We start from the raw sequence: 18,176 nt of genomic DNA on the forward strand, positions 1-18,176 counted from the left end.
GATGAACGGAGCCGCGGCGAAAATTCTGGTGGTGGACGACGAGGCCATTGCCCGCGCCAATCTTGCCCGTGTTCTGGCCCATGACGGGCACGAGACGGTCCAGGCCGGGGGCGGGAGCATTGCGCTGGAGATGCTGCAGCACGGGGAATATGATCTGGTCCTCACGGACCTGATCATGCCGGACATGGGCGGGCTGGAACTGCTGGAGCGTGTCCGCGCGCGCTTTCCCGGCACTGAGGTGATCGTGGTCACCGGCTATCCCATGGTGGAAACCGCCGTGGAGGCCATGCGCAAGGGCGCGTACCATTATCTGGCCAAGCCCTACCAACTGGACGAGGCGCGCCTGCTCGTGGCCAGGGCGCTGGAAAAACGCCGTCTGTATCTGGAAGTGGCCCGGATGCGCTCCCTGCTGGAAACGCGCGAAGGGCCGCTGCTGCTGGGCGATGCTCCGGTCATGCGTGAGCTCAAGCGGACCATCGCCCGGGTGGCCCCCTCGGACGCCTCGGTACTCATCCTGGGCGACACGGGCACGGGCAAGGAGCTGGCCGCCCGTTCCATTCACGCCCTGAGCCGCCGGGCCGGGGGACGTTTTCTGGCCGTGAACTGCGGGGCCTTGCAGGAAGAACTGCTGGAAAGCGAGCTCTTCGGCCACGAGCAGGGGGCCTTTTCCGGGGCGGTGCGCCGTAAACCGGGGCTTTTCGAGGCGGCCTGCGGCGGCACGCTCTTTCTGGACGAACTGGGGGAAATGTCGCCCGCCATGCAGGTCAAGCTGTTGCGCGCCCTGCAGGAACGCGTCATCCGCCGGGTGGGCGGCACGCGGGACATTGAGGTGGACGTGCGCGTGCTGGCCGCCACCAACCGCAATCTGCGGCTGGAAGTGTCCAGGGGAAATTTCCGCGAGGATCTTTACTATCGGCTGGCGGTGATCACCCTGCGCATGCCCGCCCTGGCGGAACGGCGGGAGGACATCCCCCTGCTGGCGCATTTTTTTCTGGAGACGGGCGCGCGGCGCGCGGGCCTGCCCGTACCGGAGCTTTCGCCCCAGGCCCTGCGCGTTCTGGAAGGCTATCTCTTTCCCGGCAATGTGCGGGAGCTGTGCAATCTCATGGAGCGGGCGGCGGTGCTCAGCGACGGGCAGCGGATCACCCCGGCGCATCTGCCGGAGGAACTCGGCGGGGAATTGCTGCCCGCTGCCGGAGCCGGGCCGGAAGCGGGAGAACGGCCGGAAAGCCTGGAGGAAAACGAAAAGCGGCATATCCTCCGGGTTCTGGACTACGCGGACGGCAACCGGACCAGAGCCGCGCAGATTCTCGGCATCAACCGGGTTTCGCTCTGGCGCAAGCTCAGCCGTTACGGACTGTAGCCTCCGGGAAGGGAGGCGCGGGAAAGGCCGTGGCGGGATCAGGCGGCTTCGGCCCCGGCCTCGCGGCGTTCGCGGCGGCGCACCAGGAAAAAGACCAGAAAGGAGCCGGCCAGCTTGGACAGGCTCATGATGCCGATGGACCAGGGGGTCGCCAAGCCAAGGAACAGCAGAAAGACCAGGCTGTCCAGGGGCGCGCCCAGCAGGCTTGAAATCAGGATGCGCTGGGAAAAGGGCTTGCGCGTGAAGGTGAACAGGGCCCAGTCGCCCAGTTCGCCCACGGCGAAGGCCACCGCGCTGGCCACGGCCAGTTGGGGCGTGGCCATATACCAGCTCACCACGCAGCCCGCCAGCATGGCCCAGAGAATATGGTGCCCCACGCGGCGCTGGGCGAAATCGCGCACTACAAAGACAAAACCCACGATCAGCGACGCCGGCGGCCAGAGGTCGCCGTTGGGCAGCTGAACGAGCGGGGTCACGGCAAAAGCGTAATTAACGCCCACAATCAGAGCTATGTAGGTAAACAGCGAGAACATGGTGCGCAGCCTATGCGGAGCGCCGCGCGTCGTCAAGAGCGGACGGCGCGGAAGACTGTAACATTATTTAATGAAATCTATTTTCCAATTAGATGGAATAGCTGGAAATTTTTTTCTCAGCAGCCTGGTGGAGGCGAATGTTCACGGCGCGGCATATGGACAAGGGACAGGGCAAGGAATATGCCTGACTGATATAGGGAATAGGTGTTTAGAACATTTTAACTTTGAAATGCTCTAACGCCGAACACGGTGAGGCACGCCGCGAAGACCGGCCCGACGGGCGGCCCGTGGCTGTCCCCGTTGGCGACAACGGAGCCATACGGGGATCGACAGCAGCGATAACCGCGTTTTTGCCGGAAGGATCCCTTTGAAACGTGTAGCCTTTCAAAGGGAATCTGCTCTAGTCCCACACTGCAGAGGCGGATGCGGCCTTCCCGGACCGGAAAAGGAGCTGCGCATTTCGCCCCGGCCGGCAGCGGGCTTTTGGGCGTTGCTGCGGTACGCTCCGTGGGGCCGTTTTCCGTATCCGGCGCTGTCGCCGCTCTTTCCGCGAGACATGGTCGCCGGGATCGCCGCAGGGCATCATAAAGAGGGCGTCGTCTTGGACAGATTCAGCGCATGGTTGAGGGCACACGGTTGGACGCTGCTTATTCTGCTGTTTCTGCCTCTTGCGGGCATGGCCCTTTTCCCTTTCGCGCATTCCTTGCTCAGTTCCGGCAAAACGCCGCCGGTCGCCATGAGCGACGAAGACCAGCTCGTCTTATTTGTGACCGGGGGCTGTGGACTGCTGCTGATGGGCTTTCTTCTTCTGGCGTACAGCCGGAACCGGAACGCCAGGCTCCGCCAGGAAAGCATGGAACGGAGCCTGGAATACCAAAAGCTGATCACTGAGGCCACCAAGGGCCTGTACGAAAGCATCTATGAGGTGGACGTCACCCGCGACAGGGCGGACAGCGAGGAAACCCGTCATTATTTCGAACGGCTGGGCATCTCCGGCGACACGCCTTTCGGCGAGGCCCTGCGGCATATCGCGGCCACGCAGCTCCGGGAGGAGGACCGCCGGGGCTATCTGGCCACCTTTTCTCCGGACAGGGTTCTGCGGGCCTACCGCGAGGGCGTGCGCAGCCTGCGCTATGAATTCATGATCTCCGAGGACGGCAAGAATTATTACTGGCTGCGCATCATAGCGCGCATTTTTGTTCTGCCCTTCGACCAGTCCGTGCGAATGATCGTCTACCGGCAGAATATCGACGAGGAAAAGCATCACTGGAAGGCATACCAGTATCAGGAGATACTTATGGAGGCCGCCAAGGGTCTGTATGAAAACATCTATGAGATGGATATGACCCACAATTGCGCCGCCAACGAGGAAACCCGCGCCTATTTCGAAAGTCTGGGATTGCCGGGCGATGCCGCCTACGACCGTTTTTTGCATCATGTGGCTGAAAAGCAGATCAAGGCCGAGCACCGGCAGCGGTATCTGGACGCCTTCTTGTCGGACAATGTGCTTGCGGCCCACGCCAGCGGCACGGATCGGCGGGTCTGCGAAGTCATGCTTTCCACTGATGGCGGCGAGGCGTATTACTGGCTGCGCATCACGGCCCGTATCTTTTTCTGGGATGAAGACAAATCCGTACGGATTTTTTCTTTCCGCCAGAACATCGACGAGGAAAAAAAGCGGGAATGCAGGCTCTCCGCCCAGGCCCGGCTGGACCCGCTGACCGGCCTGTGCAACAAGGCGGCCACGGAACAGCACATCAGCGAGACTCTGGCCGCATGCAAGGCCGAAGACCGCCGCTTCGCCTTTTTTATTCTGGATATTGACGACTTCAAACGGGTCAATGACGATTTCGGACACGCCGTGGGCGATATGGTCATCCGCGAATTTGCCCTGGAATTGAAGCGGCAGTTCAGAGACACGGATATCGCGGGCCGTATCGGCGGCGACGAGTTTGCGGCCTTTCTGCCGGTGCCCGGCAGGGCCTGGGTGGAGCGGAAGGCATCTAAGCTGGGCGCGGCCCTGCGCAAGAGCTTTATGTCGGAGACCTACGCCTTCGGTATTACCGCCAGTATCGGCATCGCCCTGGCGCCGAGGGACGGCAAGGACTTCGCCACGTTGTACAGAAACGCCGATGCCGCTTTGTACCAGGCCAAGAAGCGGGGCAAGGACGGCTTCAGCGTTCACGCCGGGGCCTGAACCGCCCCTTGCCGCGCGCTCCCGGCCTTGACCCCGGCCGTGGGATATGGGAGATGAAGCGCGTATGGAAGGCGTGCCGGGCTTGTCCGCGCCCGTCTTCCTGCCGTGCCGGCCATAGCCGGGCGGCGTCTTTTGCAGTCTGTTTTCGCGCCGCTTCGCGTCGGCGCGGTCACGCTATCTAACGGCGGCCCCGCACAGCCCGCGATCCGCCGGGGAGATGATAATGACGGATCATACCTATCGTTGCGGCTGGGTGGCGCTCATGGGCCCGCCCAATGCCGGAAAATCCACGCTGTTGAACGCCCTGCTGGGCCAGAAAGTGACCATTGTCACGCCCAAACCCCAGACCACGCGCAATCAGATCGTGGGCATTCTCACCGACGAGGAGGCCCAGGTCATCTTTATGGATACGCCGGGCCTGACCCAGGTGCGCGGCCGTTTGAGCAAAACCATGATCCAGGCGGTCTGGCAGAGCCTCGGTCAGGCGGACGTGATCATGCCCATTCTGGATTCCCATCTTTACATCCGGCACCCGGAATTTCTGGACCGGGATCTGGCCCCGGTGGCCGAAGCCCTGGCCAGCGACGAGCGGCCCATGATCGTGGTGGTCAACAAAGTGGACCTGTTCAGCGATAAAAGCCGGATGCTGCCCCTGCTGACCCGCCTGAACGAAATGTGGCCCAGGGCCGACATCTTTCCGACCTCGGCCCTGCGTCGGGACGGCCTGCCGGAGCTCAAAGCCCTGATCCGCTCCAAACTGCCCGAAGGGCCCGCGCAGTTCCCCGAGGACCAGATTTCCACCGCTTCCCTGCGTTTCATGGCCGCCGAGATCATCCGCGAAAAGCTCTTTCTGCATCTGCGCCAGGAGGTGCCCTATGCCGTGGCCGTGGACGTGGAAAGTTGGGAAGAGGACGAGGAGCGCGGCCAGACCGTGATCCACGCCGTGATTTACGTGGCCCGGCCCATGCACAAGGCCATGGTCATCGGGCGGGCGGGCGCTTCCATCAAACAGATCGGCAGCGAGGCCCGCAAGGACATCCAGGAGCTGGTGGGCGGCAAGGTGCATCTGGAACTCTGGGTCAAGGTGCGCGAGCACTGGACGGAAGATCCGGCCTTTCTGCGCGACCTGGGCCTTATGGCGGAGTAGCGGGCATGAGTACCGAAGACGTATCGCGCGAGCGTTATACGCGTGTTCTGGAGCGGCTGGACGCGGCCTGCGCGGCTGCGGGCCGCGGGCGGGAGGACGTGGCCCTGATCGCGGTGTCCAAGCTGCATCCGGCCGCTGACGTGGCCGCCGTGGCCCGCGCCGGGCAGGTGGATTTCGGCGAGAATTACGTGCAGGAGGCCCTGCAGAAGCGCGAGGAACTGGCGGGCGAGCCCGCCTGCCGGAACGTGCGCTGGCATATGATCGGGCACGTCCAGAGCCGCAAGGCCGCCCAGGTGGCCGGGGCCTTCGCCCTGATCCATACCTTGGATTCACGCAAGCTGGCTGACGGCCTGGAACGGCGTCTGGCCGTCCTGGAAGCGCGCCAGCCGGTGCTCATGGAAGTCAACGTGGCCGCCGAGCCGCAGAAATCCGGCATCATGGCTGAAGATCTGCCTGTTCTGGCCGATTATATAGTGGAGAACTGCCCGCATCTGGAACTGCGCGGCCTGATGTGCCTGCCGCCGGTCTTCGACGCGGGCGAAGCGGCACGGCCGCACTTCGCGCGTCTGCGCGTCCTGTGTGAGGAGTTGCGCGCGCGACTGGGCCTGCCCCTGCCCGAGCTTTCCATGGGCATGAGCGGGGATTTTGAGGCGGCGGTGGCCGAAGGCGCCACCCTGGTGCGCATCGGCACGGATATTTTCGGGCCGCGCCCGCCCAGAACATAACTGTTTGGCATAAAGCCTGCATGATTCAGACCGGCCCGGTCTTGAGCCGTCAGGCCGGTTTCAACCCGTCCGGAGTAAGTATATATGGCAGCCAAGGACAGCGCCAGGGAAGCCCCGGCCCTGCCGGAAGGGCAGGCCGAAAAGCCCAAGAAGAAATCCAAAGCCAAGCGCCTCGTCATTCTTTTGGCGATTCTGCTGATGACGCTCAGCGGCGCGGGCCTTGGCGCGTACTGGTGGCTGTATCTGCGCACGCCCGGCAGCGGCGCGGCCCACGCGCCGGCTCCGGCCAAGACGGAAGCCCCCGCCCCTTCGGCGGCAGCGGGCGGCGCCTCGACACCGGTCCCGTCCGCGCCCGCGTCCGGAGCCCCGGTCTCCGGCTCAGCCGGAAACGCGGCCGACGCGCCGCGCATCGAGCGCCAGAGCGATCTGCCCCGCAGCGCGGGCCTGGTTCTGCCTCTGCCGCCCATCACGGTCAACTTGTCGGACCCCGGCGGGCGGCGTTATCTCAAGCTGGGCATGGAAGTGGAAGTCAATGCCGACGTGTCGGAAGCGCTCAAAGCCCAGAATGCGCGCATCCGCGATGCCGTCATCATGTTGCTGGCGGGCAAGAGTTTCACGGACATTGCCACGCCCGACGGCAAGGTGCTGCTCAAGGCCGAAGTGGCGGCGCGGCTCAATCAGATTCTGGGCGCGCAACGCGTGATCCGAGTCTATTTTACGGATTTTGTGGTGGAATAAGCCCGCGCCGGTGCTTGTTCCGCGAGCGTATTTTGCGCTTGGACGTCTCGCGTAACGGCGAAATGAATTTGCCTTGCGATACGTTCGCGGCGCGGATTTTTCGCGAGAATCCGCACAGAGCGTTTGGATATTTTCAATGTCAGAGCGCTCTAAGCCGCTCCGGCGGGGCCGCAAACGCGGACCCTCGCGACGGAGCTGATAACGAGGTACGTCATGTCGCAGGACGATCAGGAAGCCTTGGCCGCGCAGTGGGCGGCACAGCTTGAGGAAGAAGAAGCCGGCCAGCCCGGCGGGGATACCGGAGCGCCGGAGGCTGAGGCCGGGGACGCCGGAGCCGCCGCCGGGGACCAGGAGCGTTCGCCCGTGGACGACGAGACTCTGGCCGCGCAGTGGGCCGAAGCCCTGGCCGAGGATGAGGAGGACAAAAGCGGTCCGTCCACTTTCGGCGGCGCGGGCGCGGGAGGCGGCGGCCAGACCACGGACGCCCACTTCAAGGATATGACCGAGATGTCCCGCCAGCCCAGGGACAACAAGCTCAAACGCGAGCTGGATTTCATCCTGGACATCCCGCTGGACGTCTCGGCGGAGTTGGGCCGTACCCGCCTGCTGATCAATGAACTGCTCCAGCTGGGCCAGGGCTCGGTGGTGGAGTTGAACAAGCTGGCCGGTGAGCCGCTGGAAGTCTATGTCAACGGCAAACTGGTGGCGCGCGGCGAGGCTGTGGTCATCAACGAGAAATTCGGCGTGCGCCTCACCGACATCATCAGTCCCATTGAGCGGGTGAAGCAGCTTGGCTAGCCGGTACGTTTCAGTGGCGGCCGCCGCGACTGCCCCCGGCCTTTCGGGCCAGGCGGTGCGCGGCGTGGTGGACGGTGCTGCGGCGGTTCCGCGGCCCATGGGCCTGGAGGACGCGGTCCGGGCAGCCGGTGAGCATGTGGCGCGCGGTCTGGAGCAGGCGGGCCGGATCATGGGCCAGGCTGTGGAGCGCGCGACGGATCATGCCGCGAATCAGGCCGTTGCGGGCGGCCACGTCTCCAGCCTCGGCCAGAGCTCGTTCAGTTGGGGCGGCTATATGCAGGCCGTGGGCATCCTTTTTTTGTTGCTGGCCGTGCTCTGGCTGCTGGTCTGGCTGGTGCGGCGCTACGGGCGGTTCAATTTTCTGCCGCGTCCGGGAGCCCTGCCGCGCGGCGCGCTGGTCATGGAGGCCCAGATGCCGCTGGGACCGCGCAAAGGACTTATGGTGGTACGTTTCTTGAATAGAAGGTTGCTGCTGGGGGTTACTGACCAGCAGATCACCCTTCTGACGGAGGAAGACGCGTACCATGAGCCGCACGACGCAGATTTTCACGAGATCATGGAGGAAGCCCGGCGCGGCGGGCCTGCTGGCGGCAAGCCTGCTGATCCTGCTGCCTGACCTGGCTTTCGCGGCGCAGGATCTCAGCCTGCCCGCCATGTCCCTCACGCTGTCCGGCGGCGCGCCGGAACCGACGAAAGTCTCGGTGCTGCTGGAAATCCTCTTTCTGCTCACCGTGCTTTCCGTGGCCCCGGCCATCATGCTCACGGTCACCAGCTTCACCCGCATCATCATCGTCTTCAGCTTTCTGCGTCAGGCCATGGGCGTGCAGCAGCTGCCGCCCACCCAGATCCTTGCCAGCCTCGCCATTTTTATGACGGTGGTCATCATGTTTCCGGTGGGCAAGCAGATCAACGATCAGGCCCTGCAACCCTATCTCAACGAACAGATCGACTACAAGGTGGCGCTGGACCGGGCCCAGGCCCCGTTGCGCACCTTCATGTTCAAGCACACCCGCGAGAAGGACCTCTCGGTCTTCTATGCCATCACCCAGATGGAACTTCCCAAGAACAAGGAAGAAGTGCCCACCATGCTGCTGGCCGCCGCCTATGTGATCAGCGAGCTCAAGACGGCCTTCACCATCGGCTTTCTGATCTACATTCCCTTTCTTGTGCTGGATATGGTCATTTCCAGCGTGCTGCTGGCCATGGGCATGATGATGTTGCCGCCCATGATGGTTTCCATGCCCTTCAAGCTCCTGCTCTTTGTGATGGTGGACGGCTGGAATCTGTTGGTGGGCTCTCTGGTCAACAGTTTTCTGCTTTAGAGTATTACGCTTGAGATTTGCGCTTTACGGCGGGCAAAGCCCGCCTATGGAAATCTCGCGGTCCTTGTTTCACAAGACCGGGCATTTTGACAGTACAGAGTAATTTCATTGTGAAAATGCTCTAACTTCCGCTCCCGAGGAGGGCAGCCAGATGTCTCCTGATTTCGTCATCGGTTTCGGCCGCCAGGCCATTGAACTCTGTCTGATGATGGCCCTGCCCATGCTGGGCGTGGGCCTGGGCGTGGGCGTGGTGGTCAGCGTGATCCAGGCGGCCACCCAGATTCAGGAAATGACCCTGACCTTCATCCCCAAAATCGTCTGCATGTTCATTGCCCTGCTGCTGGCTCTGCCCTGGCTCATGGAGCGGATGATCACCTTCACCCGCGACGTGTTCATCAACATCCCCACCTATGTGAGATAATCCGGGCGGGTGCGCGGCGGCGTCTATCCGGGCAGGCTTACGGACGCGTGTTCAGGATCTCTTGCAGCCGCTCCGCACTGATCCGGTCCACAGGCAAAATCGGCTGCGGATCGGCGTCATGGGGAGCGAGGGCTTTTGTATACCAGGCAACGTCGTGCCATCTGCCGCCTTTGAAACCGGCCTTGCGCTGGATTGTGAGCGTCTGGAAGCCCAGAGAGGCGTGCAGCCGCTCACTTTTGCGGTTGGGAAGCGTGACCAGGGCATATGCCGTTCTGACGCCCTGCAAAAGCAGAATGTCCAGCAGCATGCGGTACAGCCGTGCGCCGATGCCCCGCGAGGTCGAGGCGGGATCGAGATACACGGATAATTCCGCGTTCCACTGATACGCCTCGCGCTCGGCCTGTCGGTGGGCGTAAGCGTAGCCGAGCGTTTCGCCGTCTTCCTCACAGACCAGATACGGATACTCCGCTGAAATGGCGCCGATACGCGCGGCGAATTCGTTCTCCGAAGGCAGGGTGTACTCAAAGGTCACCGGAGTGTCGATGTATTGTGCGTAAATGCGCAGCAGCGCCGCGCTGTCTTGGGGCCGCGCCCAGCGGACGTTCATGTTTGCTCCCTGTTGGCGGTCTTGACATCAGAGCCTTTTCACATCGAGATGCATATCTGCGTTATCAGCGGAGCGAATCGGCGCCCACGGATGGCGCAGCCGACCGTGGCGCTTTCCCTGTCCTTCAGGCTGTTTTTTATGATGGCGGCGGCTGAAATTCGCTCATGGTCCGCCGATGGAAAATCGTCCTTCATCTGCGGCCTGACCAGCACTATCCCCAACCGTACATACTAATCAACACTTTTGTGGAGGCGGCGCCGCAACGCGGACCGGGACAACAGACAGGCCCGGAGCTGTGACTGGTGTATCCGGCCCGTGCCGCAACCGCTGATTTTCAGCGGAGCTTGGCTTCGGAAACTAAAATTAGAAACTGTAGGCGAAGATCAACTGGGCTTTCCAGGCATCCTGCTTCTGGAAAGAGGAATCACGGATTCCAGACTTGCTCCAGGTGCCGTTGTCCATGAAATTGGCCACGTAGCCCAGCTCCAGGTTGATCTTGAGGTTTTCATACATTTTGTAGGTATTGATCCAGTTGATTTCCAGCAAACCGTCGTTGGTGGTCAGATAAGGGCCTCGGCCCCAGTAGCTGTCGCGGCTCCAGCCGTACTCCCAAGAATAGGCGTCGCCCATGTATTTGACCATGGAGGGGCTGTTAGTGCCGCCCCACCAGGCCGCGCGGATGGTGTGCTTCAGATCTTCCACAAAGCTGATGTCGCGGATTTGCAGGCCGAGGCCCCAGGTGCCCGCGTAGTTCAGGCCGTATTCGACCCACATCCAGTCATAGTTGCCCGCGCCCAGGAAGGAGGTAAAGACATTGGCGGGCTGAATGGAGGGCATGCGTTCGGAGCCGTTCTTCACATTGCCGTCGTCACCCGAGGCATACCAGCCGAAGACGCCGGGAACGCCCCAATCCAGTCTGTATTCCACCAGGGCTTTGGCCAGCCAGCCCTGACTCCGGGTGCTGCCGTACTTGCGTTCTCTGCCGCCCTTGAAGGTATCATACCGGCCCATGGCTTCCACATACCCATAGTTGAGGTCAACTTCGACGTTCAACGGATCCCATGCCGTGACGGAAAAGGGCAGTCCGGCCCAGAACATGGAGCCGTAGGCCTTGCCTGTGCCGTTGATGCCGCCGTTCGGCGCATTGGTATTGTACTTGTCGCCGAAATAGGGACGCAGAGTGAAGTTCATATTGCCGTCGGCGGTGAACCAGGCATTGGGACTACCGTCCTTGTAGCCCTTGAGGGCGTTTTTGCCCTGAATGCCGTACATGGCCCAGGGGGTTATTTCAAAGCCGTCCAGACTGACGGGCAGGGTCAGGGCGAAAAGATCAATGCTGTCCAGATAGTTTGCATGTCTCTTTGATCCGCCGTCATAGTTGTCGTTGGCCGGACGCGTCCACAGGGCGGTGAGGCCCAGATTTTCGTTGAACTGACAGGAGGCGACGAGAGCCGCCGCCCCCTCGCTGAGCAGCACAGCGGTGCCCCCCGCCGCATTGGGCAGTATGACGTCCTGGATGCCCATGCGGAGTTTGAGAGAGCTGTCGGGCATGGTCCAGTCGATGTAGGCGCGCTGGACTTCCACCACAGTGCTGCCGTCCGCACCCAGTGCACCGCCGGTACCGGCCTGTCCCCAGATCTGATCGCCGATTTCAAAGATAACCGTGCCGGCCAGGGCTTCCGAGGCCACGGCATCCAGCTGCAGGCGAACACGCTGCACGGCCGTGAAGGCGTCATTGGTGCCGCGTTTCGTCTCCACAGCGCCTTTTCGGCTTTTGCGGATCAGCTTGTCGTCGGCCGCGCCGAAGCCCATCAGCCACTGCCCCCTGGCCTTGAAGTCAATGGCGTTTGCCCCCGTGACTGCGCCCAGCAGCATGCCGACGGCTAAAAACAGTGTACAGATACGCTTCATGGCCTCCTCCCTCTGGATGATGTGCTTCACGTCCGCTCGGCTACGCTTGCCGAAGGTGGAGCCCCGCATGGGGCATAATCAGTGTTCCGGCGTCTCCTCCCGGTTTGGTGCAACGGCGTCAGGAACGGTCTGAACAGCAGGGTCGGGATGCCGTGTCGTTTGTTTGGGCAGATTCCGTAAAAGCATAGTTGAACAACGAAGCAAGAAAATAAGGAAACATGCGTACTTTTTCCGGTCAGCCGAAACAGCAACAGCTGTGATGCCGAATTCGGCCTCCGGACAACACGCCGTTGCAAGCGGATGTTTCTGCCGTGGGTGGGGATGGGTTGTGGAGGCCAAAAATGACCGGACCGGCGGGCATGCCGGACGCTTGGGGCGGGGAGGCGTTTGGGACGCAGGATACGTATCTTTCCGTATTTCCCTTGCCGCTCGGCATAGCTATGCTTCTGCCAGAGCATTGCAACTTTGAAATGCTCTAACACCGTCCACCGTGCGGCACGCCGCGAAGCGGCGTGGATTCAGCCGAAGCAGCCGAAGGCAGTCCGGCCGTCCTCGTTGGCGACACCGGAGCCATACGGAGATCGACAGCTGCGATAATCACGTTTTCCGGCTGAATGAGCCTTTGAAAAGCGAAGCGTTTCAAAGGCAATATGCTCTATGCCCGTTGGAATCCGGGGAATTTTTCCCCGGCAATTTCCGGTCATCCCGCAGTTGCCAGAAAGCGGGTCACATGAGGCAAGGAGGTAGTCATGGCATCGAATTTTCCCCACATCATTCTGACGGGCGGCCCGCGTGAGCGCGGCAGGCAACATGGCGAAGCCGCAGGCAAACAGATCCGCGTCAGTCTCGACCTGTATGCCAAGCTTTTTAATGTCTACGCGGCGTTGAGTTGGGAGGATGCCAAAAAGAAAGCGCTGCGCTTTGAAGATTCCATTGCAAAGTATCTTCCCGACGCCCTGGAAGAAATGCAGGGCATTGCGGAGGGCTGCGGCCTCGGCTATGGCGATATTTTGGCCCTGAACTGCCGGAGCGAACTGATGTTTGCCCTGCCCGACGGCTGCAGCACGCTCGCGCTGCTGCCGGAACAGGCCAACGGCAAAACTATCCTGGCCCAGACCTGGGACTGGCTGATAGAGTGCCGCCCCGCAACGGTTATTCTGGAAATTCACCAGGAACCTCTTCCGACCATCCTCACGGTTTCCGAAGCGGGTATGGTCGGCGGCAAGGGCATCAATTCCAGCGGGCTGGGCGTCTGCCTCAATGCGCTCAGCGTGGGGCGGGGGCAGATAGGCATACCCCTGCACATTCTCTATCGCGGCATTCTCAATTCCAAATCCATCAGCAATGCCCTGAACAGGCTGACGTCGCCCAAGCGCGCCGGAACCGGCTCTTTCACCATCGGCAGCGCCGCCGGGGTGGTCTTGAGCTTTGAATATACGCCGGACAATTTTGATGTGATCATGGCGGAGAAAGAGCCGCTGTGCCACACCAATCATTACCTCTCGCCGCTGTTCACCGGAGAGGATACGCTCAAGGCCTCGCTTCCCTGCACGTTCATCCGCTATAACATGCTGCGGCGGCAGACGCTCAACCATGCGGAGCAGTTCAGCATGGAAGACGTGTGGACGATCTTCTCAAATCACGTGAACTTCCCGGACTCCATCTGCAGTCATGAAGATCCCGAAGATGCGCCGATGAGCCGTTTCTGTACCATCTACGGCGTTGCCATGGATCTTGCCGCCAAAGCCATGTGGGTAACCAACGCAAATCCGTGTGAAGGCCCGGCCTATCCCTTCTACCTCAAGCCGTAACGCCTCCGCAGCGTATCGGAAGGGAGCCACGGCCCGTTTCCGGTACGTCGGGATCGCATGAACCGGAGCAATTTCAACGTGAAATTGCTCCGGCTGCGGAAACAGTCGGCCGCAACGAAGGCACAGGCCCAATGCATGTGCGCGATTACATGCCGGAGCGGGCGTCTTCAACACGCTGAGATTGTACAATCTCAGCGTGCGCCTGTTCTATGCATCCCGGTACCAGGCGGGCAGGCGGAAGCTGCCGTTTCTGTACGGTGCCGGGCAGAGAATCCGGTGTACGCCGTCCTGCACCTGAAAAACAAGATGCGCTTTGCTGATGGACGGATCCATGGTGTCATCGGGAAAAGCGAGGCCGACCTGGCCTTCTCCGCCGAAAAAGTATGCGCCGTTCACGCCTCTGTGCACCATGGTGCGCAAATCCCGCACCACATTGCGGAACTGACGGGGATTGCCCACCCGCGCCCAGGCATTGGCGAGGATATGAATCCTGTCATACGCAAGGCCCGCATGGGATTGACCGGCCGTCTCGCCGAACGCCTCCCTGTACATCCGCCTGAAGCGCATGCCGATGCTGTCTCTGTAAATTCCTGACGTTGTGGCCCAAAGCACTCCCTCCGCGCGCTTTCCCAGTTCCATGCAGAAGTTCGGCACCGAGGGGTTGTACAGCATATAGACAAGCGCCGGAATGGGATTTCCCGAAAAGGCCGCCTGAAAAGCAATGCCGTCCTCCACAAGATAGGAAGCCAGAACAATGACGCCGGGGCCGAGACGCTGGAGGAAGTCACAAACCGCCTTCCAGTCCCTGGCCCTGTCGTGGGGCGGAGATATGATCTCAATATTCCAGTGCCTGGGTGAAAGGATCTTTTCCGCTTCCGGCAGGCCGATATCCAGGTCCGGCCATTGCGTCATCACCACGGCCACCTTCTTGCATGGGGGCCGCCAGGTCCCTGAATCCTCAAGACTCAGAATGAAACGGGCCAGACCGGGACCGTATTTCACGTCGCTGGCGCAGACCTGGAAGATATTCCCCAGTCTTGTGGGAGAATGGCGCACATTATTGACCACGCTTTCCATGGTGGCGGAGTGAAGATAGGGTGCGCCGTATGCTCCGATCATATTATGGACGGCCGTTTCAGCGCTGGTATAGCCAGCCGAGATGGCGTCCACTTCATTGTGGATGAATTGTTCGCACGCGGCTTTGACCGACTCCGGACTCAGCACATTATAATTTGCGGTAAGAATGCGCAGTTCCCGGCCGTTGACGCCGCCCCGGGCATTGATTTCCCGCAGGGCAAGAGTGGCCCCGTTGATCATTTCGGCGGCGTCAGCGCTGCCCGGTCCGTTCAGCGGCAAGGGCAGGCCTATCAGGAGAGGCGGCGGCTTCCACAGCTTCACCCGGGGAGAGGACAGTTGTGTCTGGCCCATAGTCCGTTCCAGACTTCTGAGGGTGGAGCAGCCTCCATGTCCGCTTCCGGGCGTGGGATAGCGTACCAGGCCGTGATCCAGGGCCAGCCGCACCGCGTGGACGCGGTTTTTGACGGCAAGTTTTATGAAAATATTTTCCACATGCTTGGCGACAGTTCGCGGGCTGAGAAAGAGTTCATGGGCAATGTCGGGGTTGCTCAGCCCGGCGCTGAGCAGAGTCAGTACATCCAGTTCACGCAGGCTGAGGCCCCAGGGCGGATCAATGCGCCTGAACTGCATGACCACGCGCGCGCCCGGAAAGCGCGTGCGTTCAGGCCGCATCCGTATGGCCAGCCAGAATTTGCGGCTTTTGATATAGCTGAACCGCAGCTGGGGATGTTCCGAGCGGAGCAGGGCGACCGCCAGCGACACAAGTTCCGGCTTGTTGCAATGGCTGATCAGCTCGTCCTTGCCGTAGGCGGTCTCGACCGCGCCGTCTTCATGGACGAAAATACAGCACGGCCGGGAGCCGCTGTTGCCCGGCGGCGAAGAGTCCGGTGCATCCGGAGACGACGCAGGGCAGAAAAAATCTTCCATGTTTACCCCCTATTGGAGCAACTGGGAGACGATATGATGATTCTACCGGAACAAATCCTGTCTATTTTAATTATATGCTATGATTGCTGAAAGCAATATAAAGACAAATATGGCCGGTTAACCGGCCATATTTGTGAAGAATATTATAAGAAGTTACTTTGGCCACTTATAGTCGGCGGGCATGGGCTCGACGCCGCGTGCGTCAGACAGGGCCATCAGACGCTTGTCTTCGGCGTCATCCGCATATGTCCTGGTTATTTCCTCACAGGTGGCGAACCAGACGCCGTCATAGGACATGATGTGGTTGATCAGCTTCTCCAGCATGACCATATGGTGGGCCTGCCCGATAATCTGTGGATGCAGGGCTGTGGCGAAAATGCCGTTTTCCTCATGGTGGTAGATGTAGTCAAAGATGTCTTTCCAGCGCCGCAACACGGATTCCGTGTCGTTCATCCCTTCCTGGTTGCCGGTGTAGGCGAGGGCCGGGAAGTCGTCCAGGTACCAGCTGACCGGAACTTCGAGAACCTTGCTGGCCGGTCCGGCCACGTTGCCCTGCTCCCAGCGGATCTGCCAGCGTTGGGGGCGATAGACGACGCTGTCTCTGGCCATCAGACTGCTGTCATAGAGAAATCCGAACTCTTCTATGAGGTCCAGGGTGTTTTCGCTGTAATCCCAGTAGGGGGAGCGATAACCCACGGGCCTGATGCCGAATCGCTTCTGATATGTCTTGAAGGAGAGCTCGATCAGGCGTTTTTCCGTGTCGCGGTCCAGGAGTGTGGGATTTTCATGATAGTAGCCGTGATGCGCGAGTTCATGTCCGGCGTCCAAGAACAGCTTGCACTCGTTGGGGAACGTGTCCGCAGTATGACCCGGGGTAAAGAAGGTGCTGCGGACGTCGTATTTTTTGAACAGCTTGACCAGCCGGGGGATCCCGACCGCCGCGCCGAATTCGCCGCGCGACATGAAGGAGGGCGAGGGCCTGTTGAATCCGCCAAGCCAGAGAGATTGGGCGTCGACATCTACGCCGAGGTTAACGGCAATCTTTTTACCGGCAGGGAGATTGAGTTTACCCATGATTTCCTCCTGAGTTGTGCGTTATGGACGGCGGCAGGCTACTACCCGGCCGCCAGACCCTCTTCTTCCAACATGATAATTTATTAGCGTGCCGGACGCCTTCAGGGAATACGGAAACATGCGTAATTCGCAAAACCACGCCGCCGGGCGGCGGTTCGCCACAGTGCCGTCAGACGGCAAACGCACTGAAGGCCTTATCTGAATGGGCTCGATATGATCAGAATGCGCTCTATAAATAATTTCTAGATAGAATTTAGAAAGAATATACACTTTATATTGAATAAAAAATAAAAGGAGGACTCTGTACAGTCCTCCTTTTTTCATGTTTATTAGGGGCGTCGTTCGTCCGGAAAAGAATACTTCCGGCTGATTTTATTTCAGCTCTATAGTTTTTTGTCTCCCCGCCGAACTACACTACAGAGCCCCGAGAGCGTGCCGCCGCGGCCAGGCCCAGCAGCACGGCTCCGGCCTGGGCCACGTTGAGGGAATCAAAAGGCCGGGCCAGCGGAATGCGCAGCATATGCGCGCAGCGCTTGGCCACGCCGGGCCGCAGGCCCTTGTCCTCATTGCCGAGCACCAGCACTGCGGGGAGGCGCAGGCCGTCCGCAAAGGCGTCCAGGCTGTTGGGGTCGGGCGCGCCGCCCGCGCCGTAAATGGTCAGGCCCGCTTCCTCGGCGCTGTCCAGGGCGTGGGCCAAGTTGGTCACCTGGGCCACGGGCAGATGCTCCAAAGCCCCGGCGGCGGCCCGCCGGGCGGCGGGGCCCAGGTAGGCGCTGTTGTGCCGGGGCAGCAGCAGGCCCGCTCCGCCCAAGGCGTAGAGCGTGCGGCAGAGCGTGCCCACATTGCCGGGATCCTGCACCTGGTCCAGGGCCAGCAGCAGGGGCAGGGGCGCGTCGGGCACGGCGGCCAGCAATTCTTCCAGTCCGCAGAAGCCGGTAACGGCCAAGCGGGCTACCACCCCCTGGTGGGCCACGGCGTCGCGCCCCTGGCGCGGGCCCCGGCAAAGGCGGTCCAGTGCCGCGCCGTCCACCAGGCTGAAGCGTACGCCGTTTTGACGGCAGAGGTTCTGCACCTCCCGCGCTTCAGGGCCGTGCAGGCCCTTTTTGCAGAAAACAAGATCAACGCGCTGGGGCTCGGAGGCGAGCAGTTCCAGCACGGGTTTCAGCCCCGGCAAGAGCGGGGCGTCGTCAGAGTGATCATTCATGGGCGTCTCCGGCTGGAGAATTTTGACGGCCGCTGACGGGCGGCCAGGGTTGGAAGGGACGCCGCAAGGCGCGGCGCGCATTCCGGCCTGTGTACGCATCTTCCCGGTTGAAGGCAAGCCGGGCGGTAAACGGGAGTGAATATATGGCACAACATACAACAAGTTTTCGCGCGCCGGGGGCGTTCTGGCTGCTGGTTGCGGCTTTCTGCCTGCTGTTGGCGGGCGGCTGCGCCACGCGCCAGGGCAAAGGGCCGGAGGTTTCCACCCCGTCCCTCATGCTGCCCGACGACGAAAGCGCTTCTCCTTTAACCCGGACTGAAC

Annotated in this window: 17 protein-coding genes (1 of these 17 only partly in view); 11 read left to right on the forward strand and 6 right to left on the reverse strand. The window is 61.2% G+C overall.

The features are described 5' to 3' along the window. The first annotated feature begins 1 nt into the window (after position 1). Positions 2 to 1,363, forward strand: coding sequence for a sigma-54-dependent transcriptional regulator (locus tag HMPREF0326_RS05675; RefSeq protein WP_020990295.1), 1,362 nt, complete (start codon positions 2 to 4; stop codon positions 1,361 to 1,363). A gap of 38 nt (positions 1,364 to 1,401) precedes the next feature. Here HMPREF0326_RS05675 and HMPREF0326_RS05680 read toward each other — a convergent pair whose 3' ends face one another. Then, complete coding sequence (locus HMPREF0326_RS05680) at positions 1,402 to 1,896, reverse strand: VUT family protein (protein WP_009303936.1); 495 nt, start codon at positions 1,894 to 1,896, stop codon at positions 1,402 to 1,404. Between the two features lie 601 nt (positions 1,897 to 2,497). Here HMPREF0326_RS05680 and HMPREF0326_RS05685 point away from each other — a divergent pair. The 8 genes from HMPREF0326_RS05685 (at position 2,498) to fliQ (ending at position 9,244) form a co-directional block, all read left to right on the forward strand. Continuing rightward, a complete protein-coding gene (locus tag HMPREF0326_RS05685) occupies positions 2,498 to 4,093 on the forward strand; it encodes a GGDEF domain-containing protein (protein ID WP_020990296.1) in 1,596 nt (531 codons plus the stop codon). Positions 4,094 to 4,316: 223 nt separating this feature from the next. Further along, positions 4,317 to 5,240 carry a GTPase Era gene (gene era, locus HMPREF0326_RS05690; RefSeq protein WP_008683585.1) on the forward strand — a complete coding sequence of 308 codons (924 nt, stop codon included), beginning with the start codon at positions 4,317 to 4,319 and terminating at the stop codon, positions 5,238 to 5,240. Between the two features lie 5 nt (positions 5,241 to 5,245). Next, entirely contained in the window at positions 5,246 to 5,965 is a 720-nt protein-coding gene (locus HMPREF0326_RS05695) for a YggS family pyridoxal phosphate-dependent enzyme (RefSeq protein ID WP_008683587.1), read from the forward strand. A gap of 84 nt (positions 5,966 to 6,049) precedes the next feature. Next, the gene (locus tag HMPREF0326_RS05700) at positions 6,050 to 6,703 is read left to right on the forward strand and encodes a flagellar basal body-associated FliL family protein (protein ID WP_009303933.1); all 654 of its coding nucleotides are present in this window, start codon (positions 6,050 to 6,052) and stop codon (positions 6,701 to 6,703) included. Between the two features lie 213 nt (positions 6,704 to 6,916). After that, a complete protein-coding gene (fliN, locus tag HMPREF0326_RS05705) occupies positions 6,917 to 7,501 on the forward strand; it encodes a flagellar motor switch protein FliN (protein WP_008683593.1) in 585 nt (194 codons plus the stop codon). Further along, positions 7,494 to 8,117: a flagellar biosynthetic protein FliO gene (gene fliO / locus HMPREF0326_RS15500; RefSeq protein ID WP_008683596.1), complete on the forward strand. Its 624-nt coding sequence runs from the start codon at positions 7,494 to 7,496 to the stop codon at positions 8,115 to 8,117. The genes fliN and fliO overlap by 8 nt, the downstream gene beginning before the upstream one ends. Next, a complete protein-coding gene (gene fliP, locus HMPREF0326_RS05715) occupies positions 8,026 to 8,823 on the forward strand; it encodes a flagellar type III secretion system pore protein FliP (RefSeq protein ID WP_009303931.1) in 798 nt (265 codons plus the stop codon). The genes fliO and fliP overlap by 92 nt, the downstream gene beginning before the upstream one ends. 151 nt (positions 8,824 to 8,974) lie before the next feature. Beyond that, positions 8,975 to 9,244, forward strand: coding sequence for a flagellar biosynthesis protein FliQ (gene fliQ, locus HMPREF0326_RS05720; RefSeq protein ID WP_008683600.1), 270 nt, complete (start codon positions 8,975 to 8,977; stop codon positions 9,242 to 9,244). A gap of 37 nt (positions 9,245 to 9,281) precedes the next feature. Here the strand turns inward: fliQ and HMPREF0326_RS05725 are convergent, their stop codons facing one another. Together HMPREF0326_RS05725 and HMPREF0326_RS05730 are read right to left on the reverse strand one after the other, a co-directional pair. Next, positions 9,282 to 9,851: a GNAT family N-acetyltransferase gene (locus HMPREF0326_RS05725; protein ID WP_008683602.1), complete on the reverse strand. Its 570-nt coding sequence runs from the start codon at positions 9,849 to 9,851 to the stop codon at positions 9,282 to 9,284. 363 nt (positions 9,852 to 10,214) lie between these two features. Next, complete coding sequence (locus tag HMPREF0326_RS05730; protein ID WP_008683605.1) at positions 10,215 to 11,762, reverse strand: outer membrane homotrimeric porin; 1,548 nt, start codon at positions 11,760 to 11,762, stop codon at positions 10,215 to 10,217. Positions 11,763 to 12,511: 749 nt separating this feature from the next. Between HMPREF0326_RS05730 and HMPREF0326_RS05735 the strand changes: the two genes are divergently transcribed. Further along, complete coding sequence (locus HMPREF0326_RS05735) at positions 12,512 to 13,573, forward strand: acyl-CoA--6-aminopenicillanic acid acyl-transferase (protein ID WP_008683607.1); 1,062 nt, start codon at positions 12,512 to 12,514, stop codon at positions 13,571 to 13,573. 207 nt (positions 13,574 to 13,780) lie between these two features. Here the strand turns inward: HMPREF0326_RS05735 and HMPREF0326_RS05740 are convergent, their stop codons facing one another. From HMPREF0326_RS05740 to HMPREF0326_RS05750, 3 genes are all read right to left on the reverse strand, one after another. Then, positions 13,781 to 15,577, reverse strand: a complete 1,797-nt coding sequence (locus tag HMPREF0326_RS05740) for an ABC transporter substrate-binding protein (protein ID WP_008683608.1) — start codon at positions 15,575 to 15,577, stop codon at positions 13,781 to 13,783. A 153-nt stretch (positions 15,578 to 15,730) separates the two neighbouring features. Next, the gene (locus HMPREF0326_RS05745) at positions 15,731 to 16,651 is read right to left on the reverse strand and encodes a polysaccharide deacetylase family protein (RefSeq protein WP_008683609.1); all 921 of its coding nucleotides are present in this window, start codon (positions 16,649 to 16,651) and stop codon (positions 15,731 to 15,733) included. A gap of 409 nt (positions 16,652 to 17,060) precedes the next feature. Continuing rightward, complete coding sequence (locus HMPREF0326_RS05750) at positions 17,061 to 17,855, reverse strand: TrmH family RNA methyltransferase (protein ID WP_020990298.1); 795 nt, start codon at positions 17,853 to 17,855, stop codon at positions 17,061 to 17,063. 143 nt (positions 17,856 to 17,998) lie between these two features. Here HMPREF0326_RS05750 and HMPREF0326_RS05755 point away from each other — a divergent pair, with 143 nt between their 5' ends. After that, positions 17,999 to 18,176 carry the start of a lytic transglycosylase domain-containing protein gene (locus tag HMPREF0326_RS05755; RefSeq protein ID WP_008683612.1) on the forward strand. 1,484 nt of this gene lie beyond the right edge of the window, so 178 of the gene's 1,662 nt are visible here — the first part of the coding sequence; it begins with the start codon at positions 17,999 to 18,001; its stop codon lies beyond the right edge, outside the window.

The sequence above is a fragment of the Desulfovibrio sp. 3_1_syn3 genome, assembly GCF_000145315.2.
GTDB lineage: Bacteria > Desulfobacterota > Desulfovibrionia > Desulfovibrionales > Desulfovibrionaceae > Desulfovibrio > Desulfovibrio fairfieldensis.

Bases quoted from the DNA above. Each gene is read 5' to 3' on its own strand.
- fliQ (WP_008683600.1), top strand. From the start codon at position 8,975: ATGTCTCCTGATTTCGTCATCGGTTTCGGCCGCCAGGCCATTGAACTC.
- HMPREF0326_RS05735 (WP_008683607.1), top strand. From the start codon at position 12,512: ATGGCATCGAATTTTCCCCACATCATTCTGACGGGCGGCCCGCGTGAG.
- HMPREF0326_RS05695 (WP_008683587.1), top strand. From the start codon at position 5,246: ATGAGTACCGAAGACGTATCGCGCGAGCGTTATACGCGTGTTCTGGAG.
- fliP (WP_009303931.1), top strand. From the start codon at position 8,026: ATGAGCCGCACGACGCAGATTTTCACGAGATCATGGAGGAAGCCCGGC.
- HMPREF0326_RS05740 (WP_008683608.1), bottom strand. From the start codon at position 15,577: ATGGAAGATTTTTTCTGCCCTGCGTCGTCTCCGGATGCACCGGACTCT.
- HMPREF0326_RS05745 (WP_008683609.1), bottom strand. From the start codon at position 16,651: ATGGGTAAACTCAATCTCCCTGCCGGTAAAAAGATTGCCGTTAACCTC.
- HMPREF0326_RS05730 (WP_008683605.1), bottom strand. From the start codon at position 11,762: ATGAAGCGTATCTGTACACTGTTTTTAGCCGTCGGCATGCTGCTGGGC.
- HMPREF0326_RS05725 (WP_008683602.1), bottom strand. From the start codon at position 9,851: ATGAACGTCCGCTGGGCGCGGCCCCAAGACAGCGCGGCGCTGCTGCGC.
- HMPREF0326_RS05680 (WP_009303936.1), bottom strand. From the start codon at position 1,896: ATGTTCTCGCTGTTTACCTACATAGCTCTGATTGTGGGCGTTAATTAC.
- fliN (WP_008683593.1), top strand. From the start codon at position 6,917: ATGTCGCAGGACGATCAGGAAGCCTTGGCCGCGCAGTGGGCGGCACAG.
- HMPREF0326_RS05700 (WP_009303933.1), top strand. From the start codon at position 6,050: ATGGCAGCCAAGGACAGCGCCAGGGAAGCCCCGGCCCTGCCGGAAGGG.
- HMPREF0326_RS05750 (WP_020990298.1), bottom strand. From the start codon at position 17,855: ATGAATGATCACTCTGACGACGCCCCGCTCTTGCCGGGGCTGAAACCC.
- HMPREF0326_RS05675 (WP_020990295.1), top strand. From the start codon at position 2: ATGAACGGAGCCGCGGCGAAAATTCTGGTGGTGGACGACGAGGCCATT.
- era (WP_008683585.1), top strand. From the start codon at position 4,317: ATGACGGATCATACCTATCGTTGCGGCTGGGTGGCGCTCATGGGCCCG.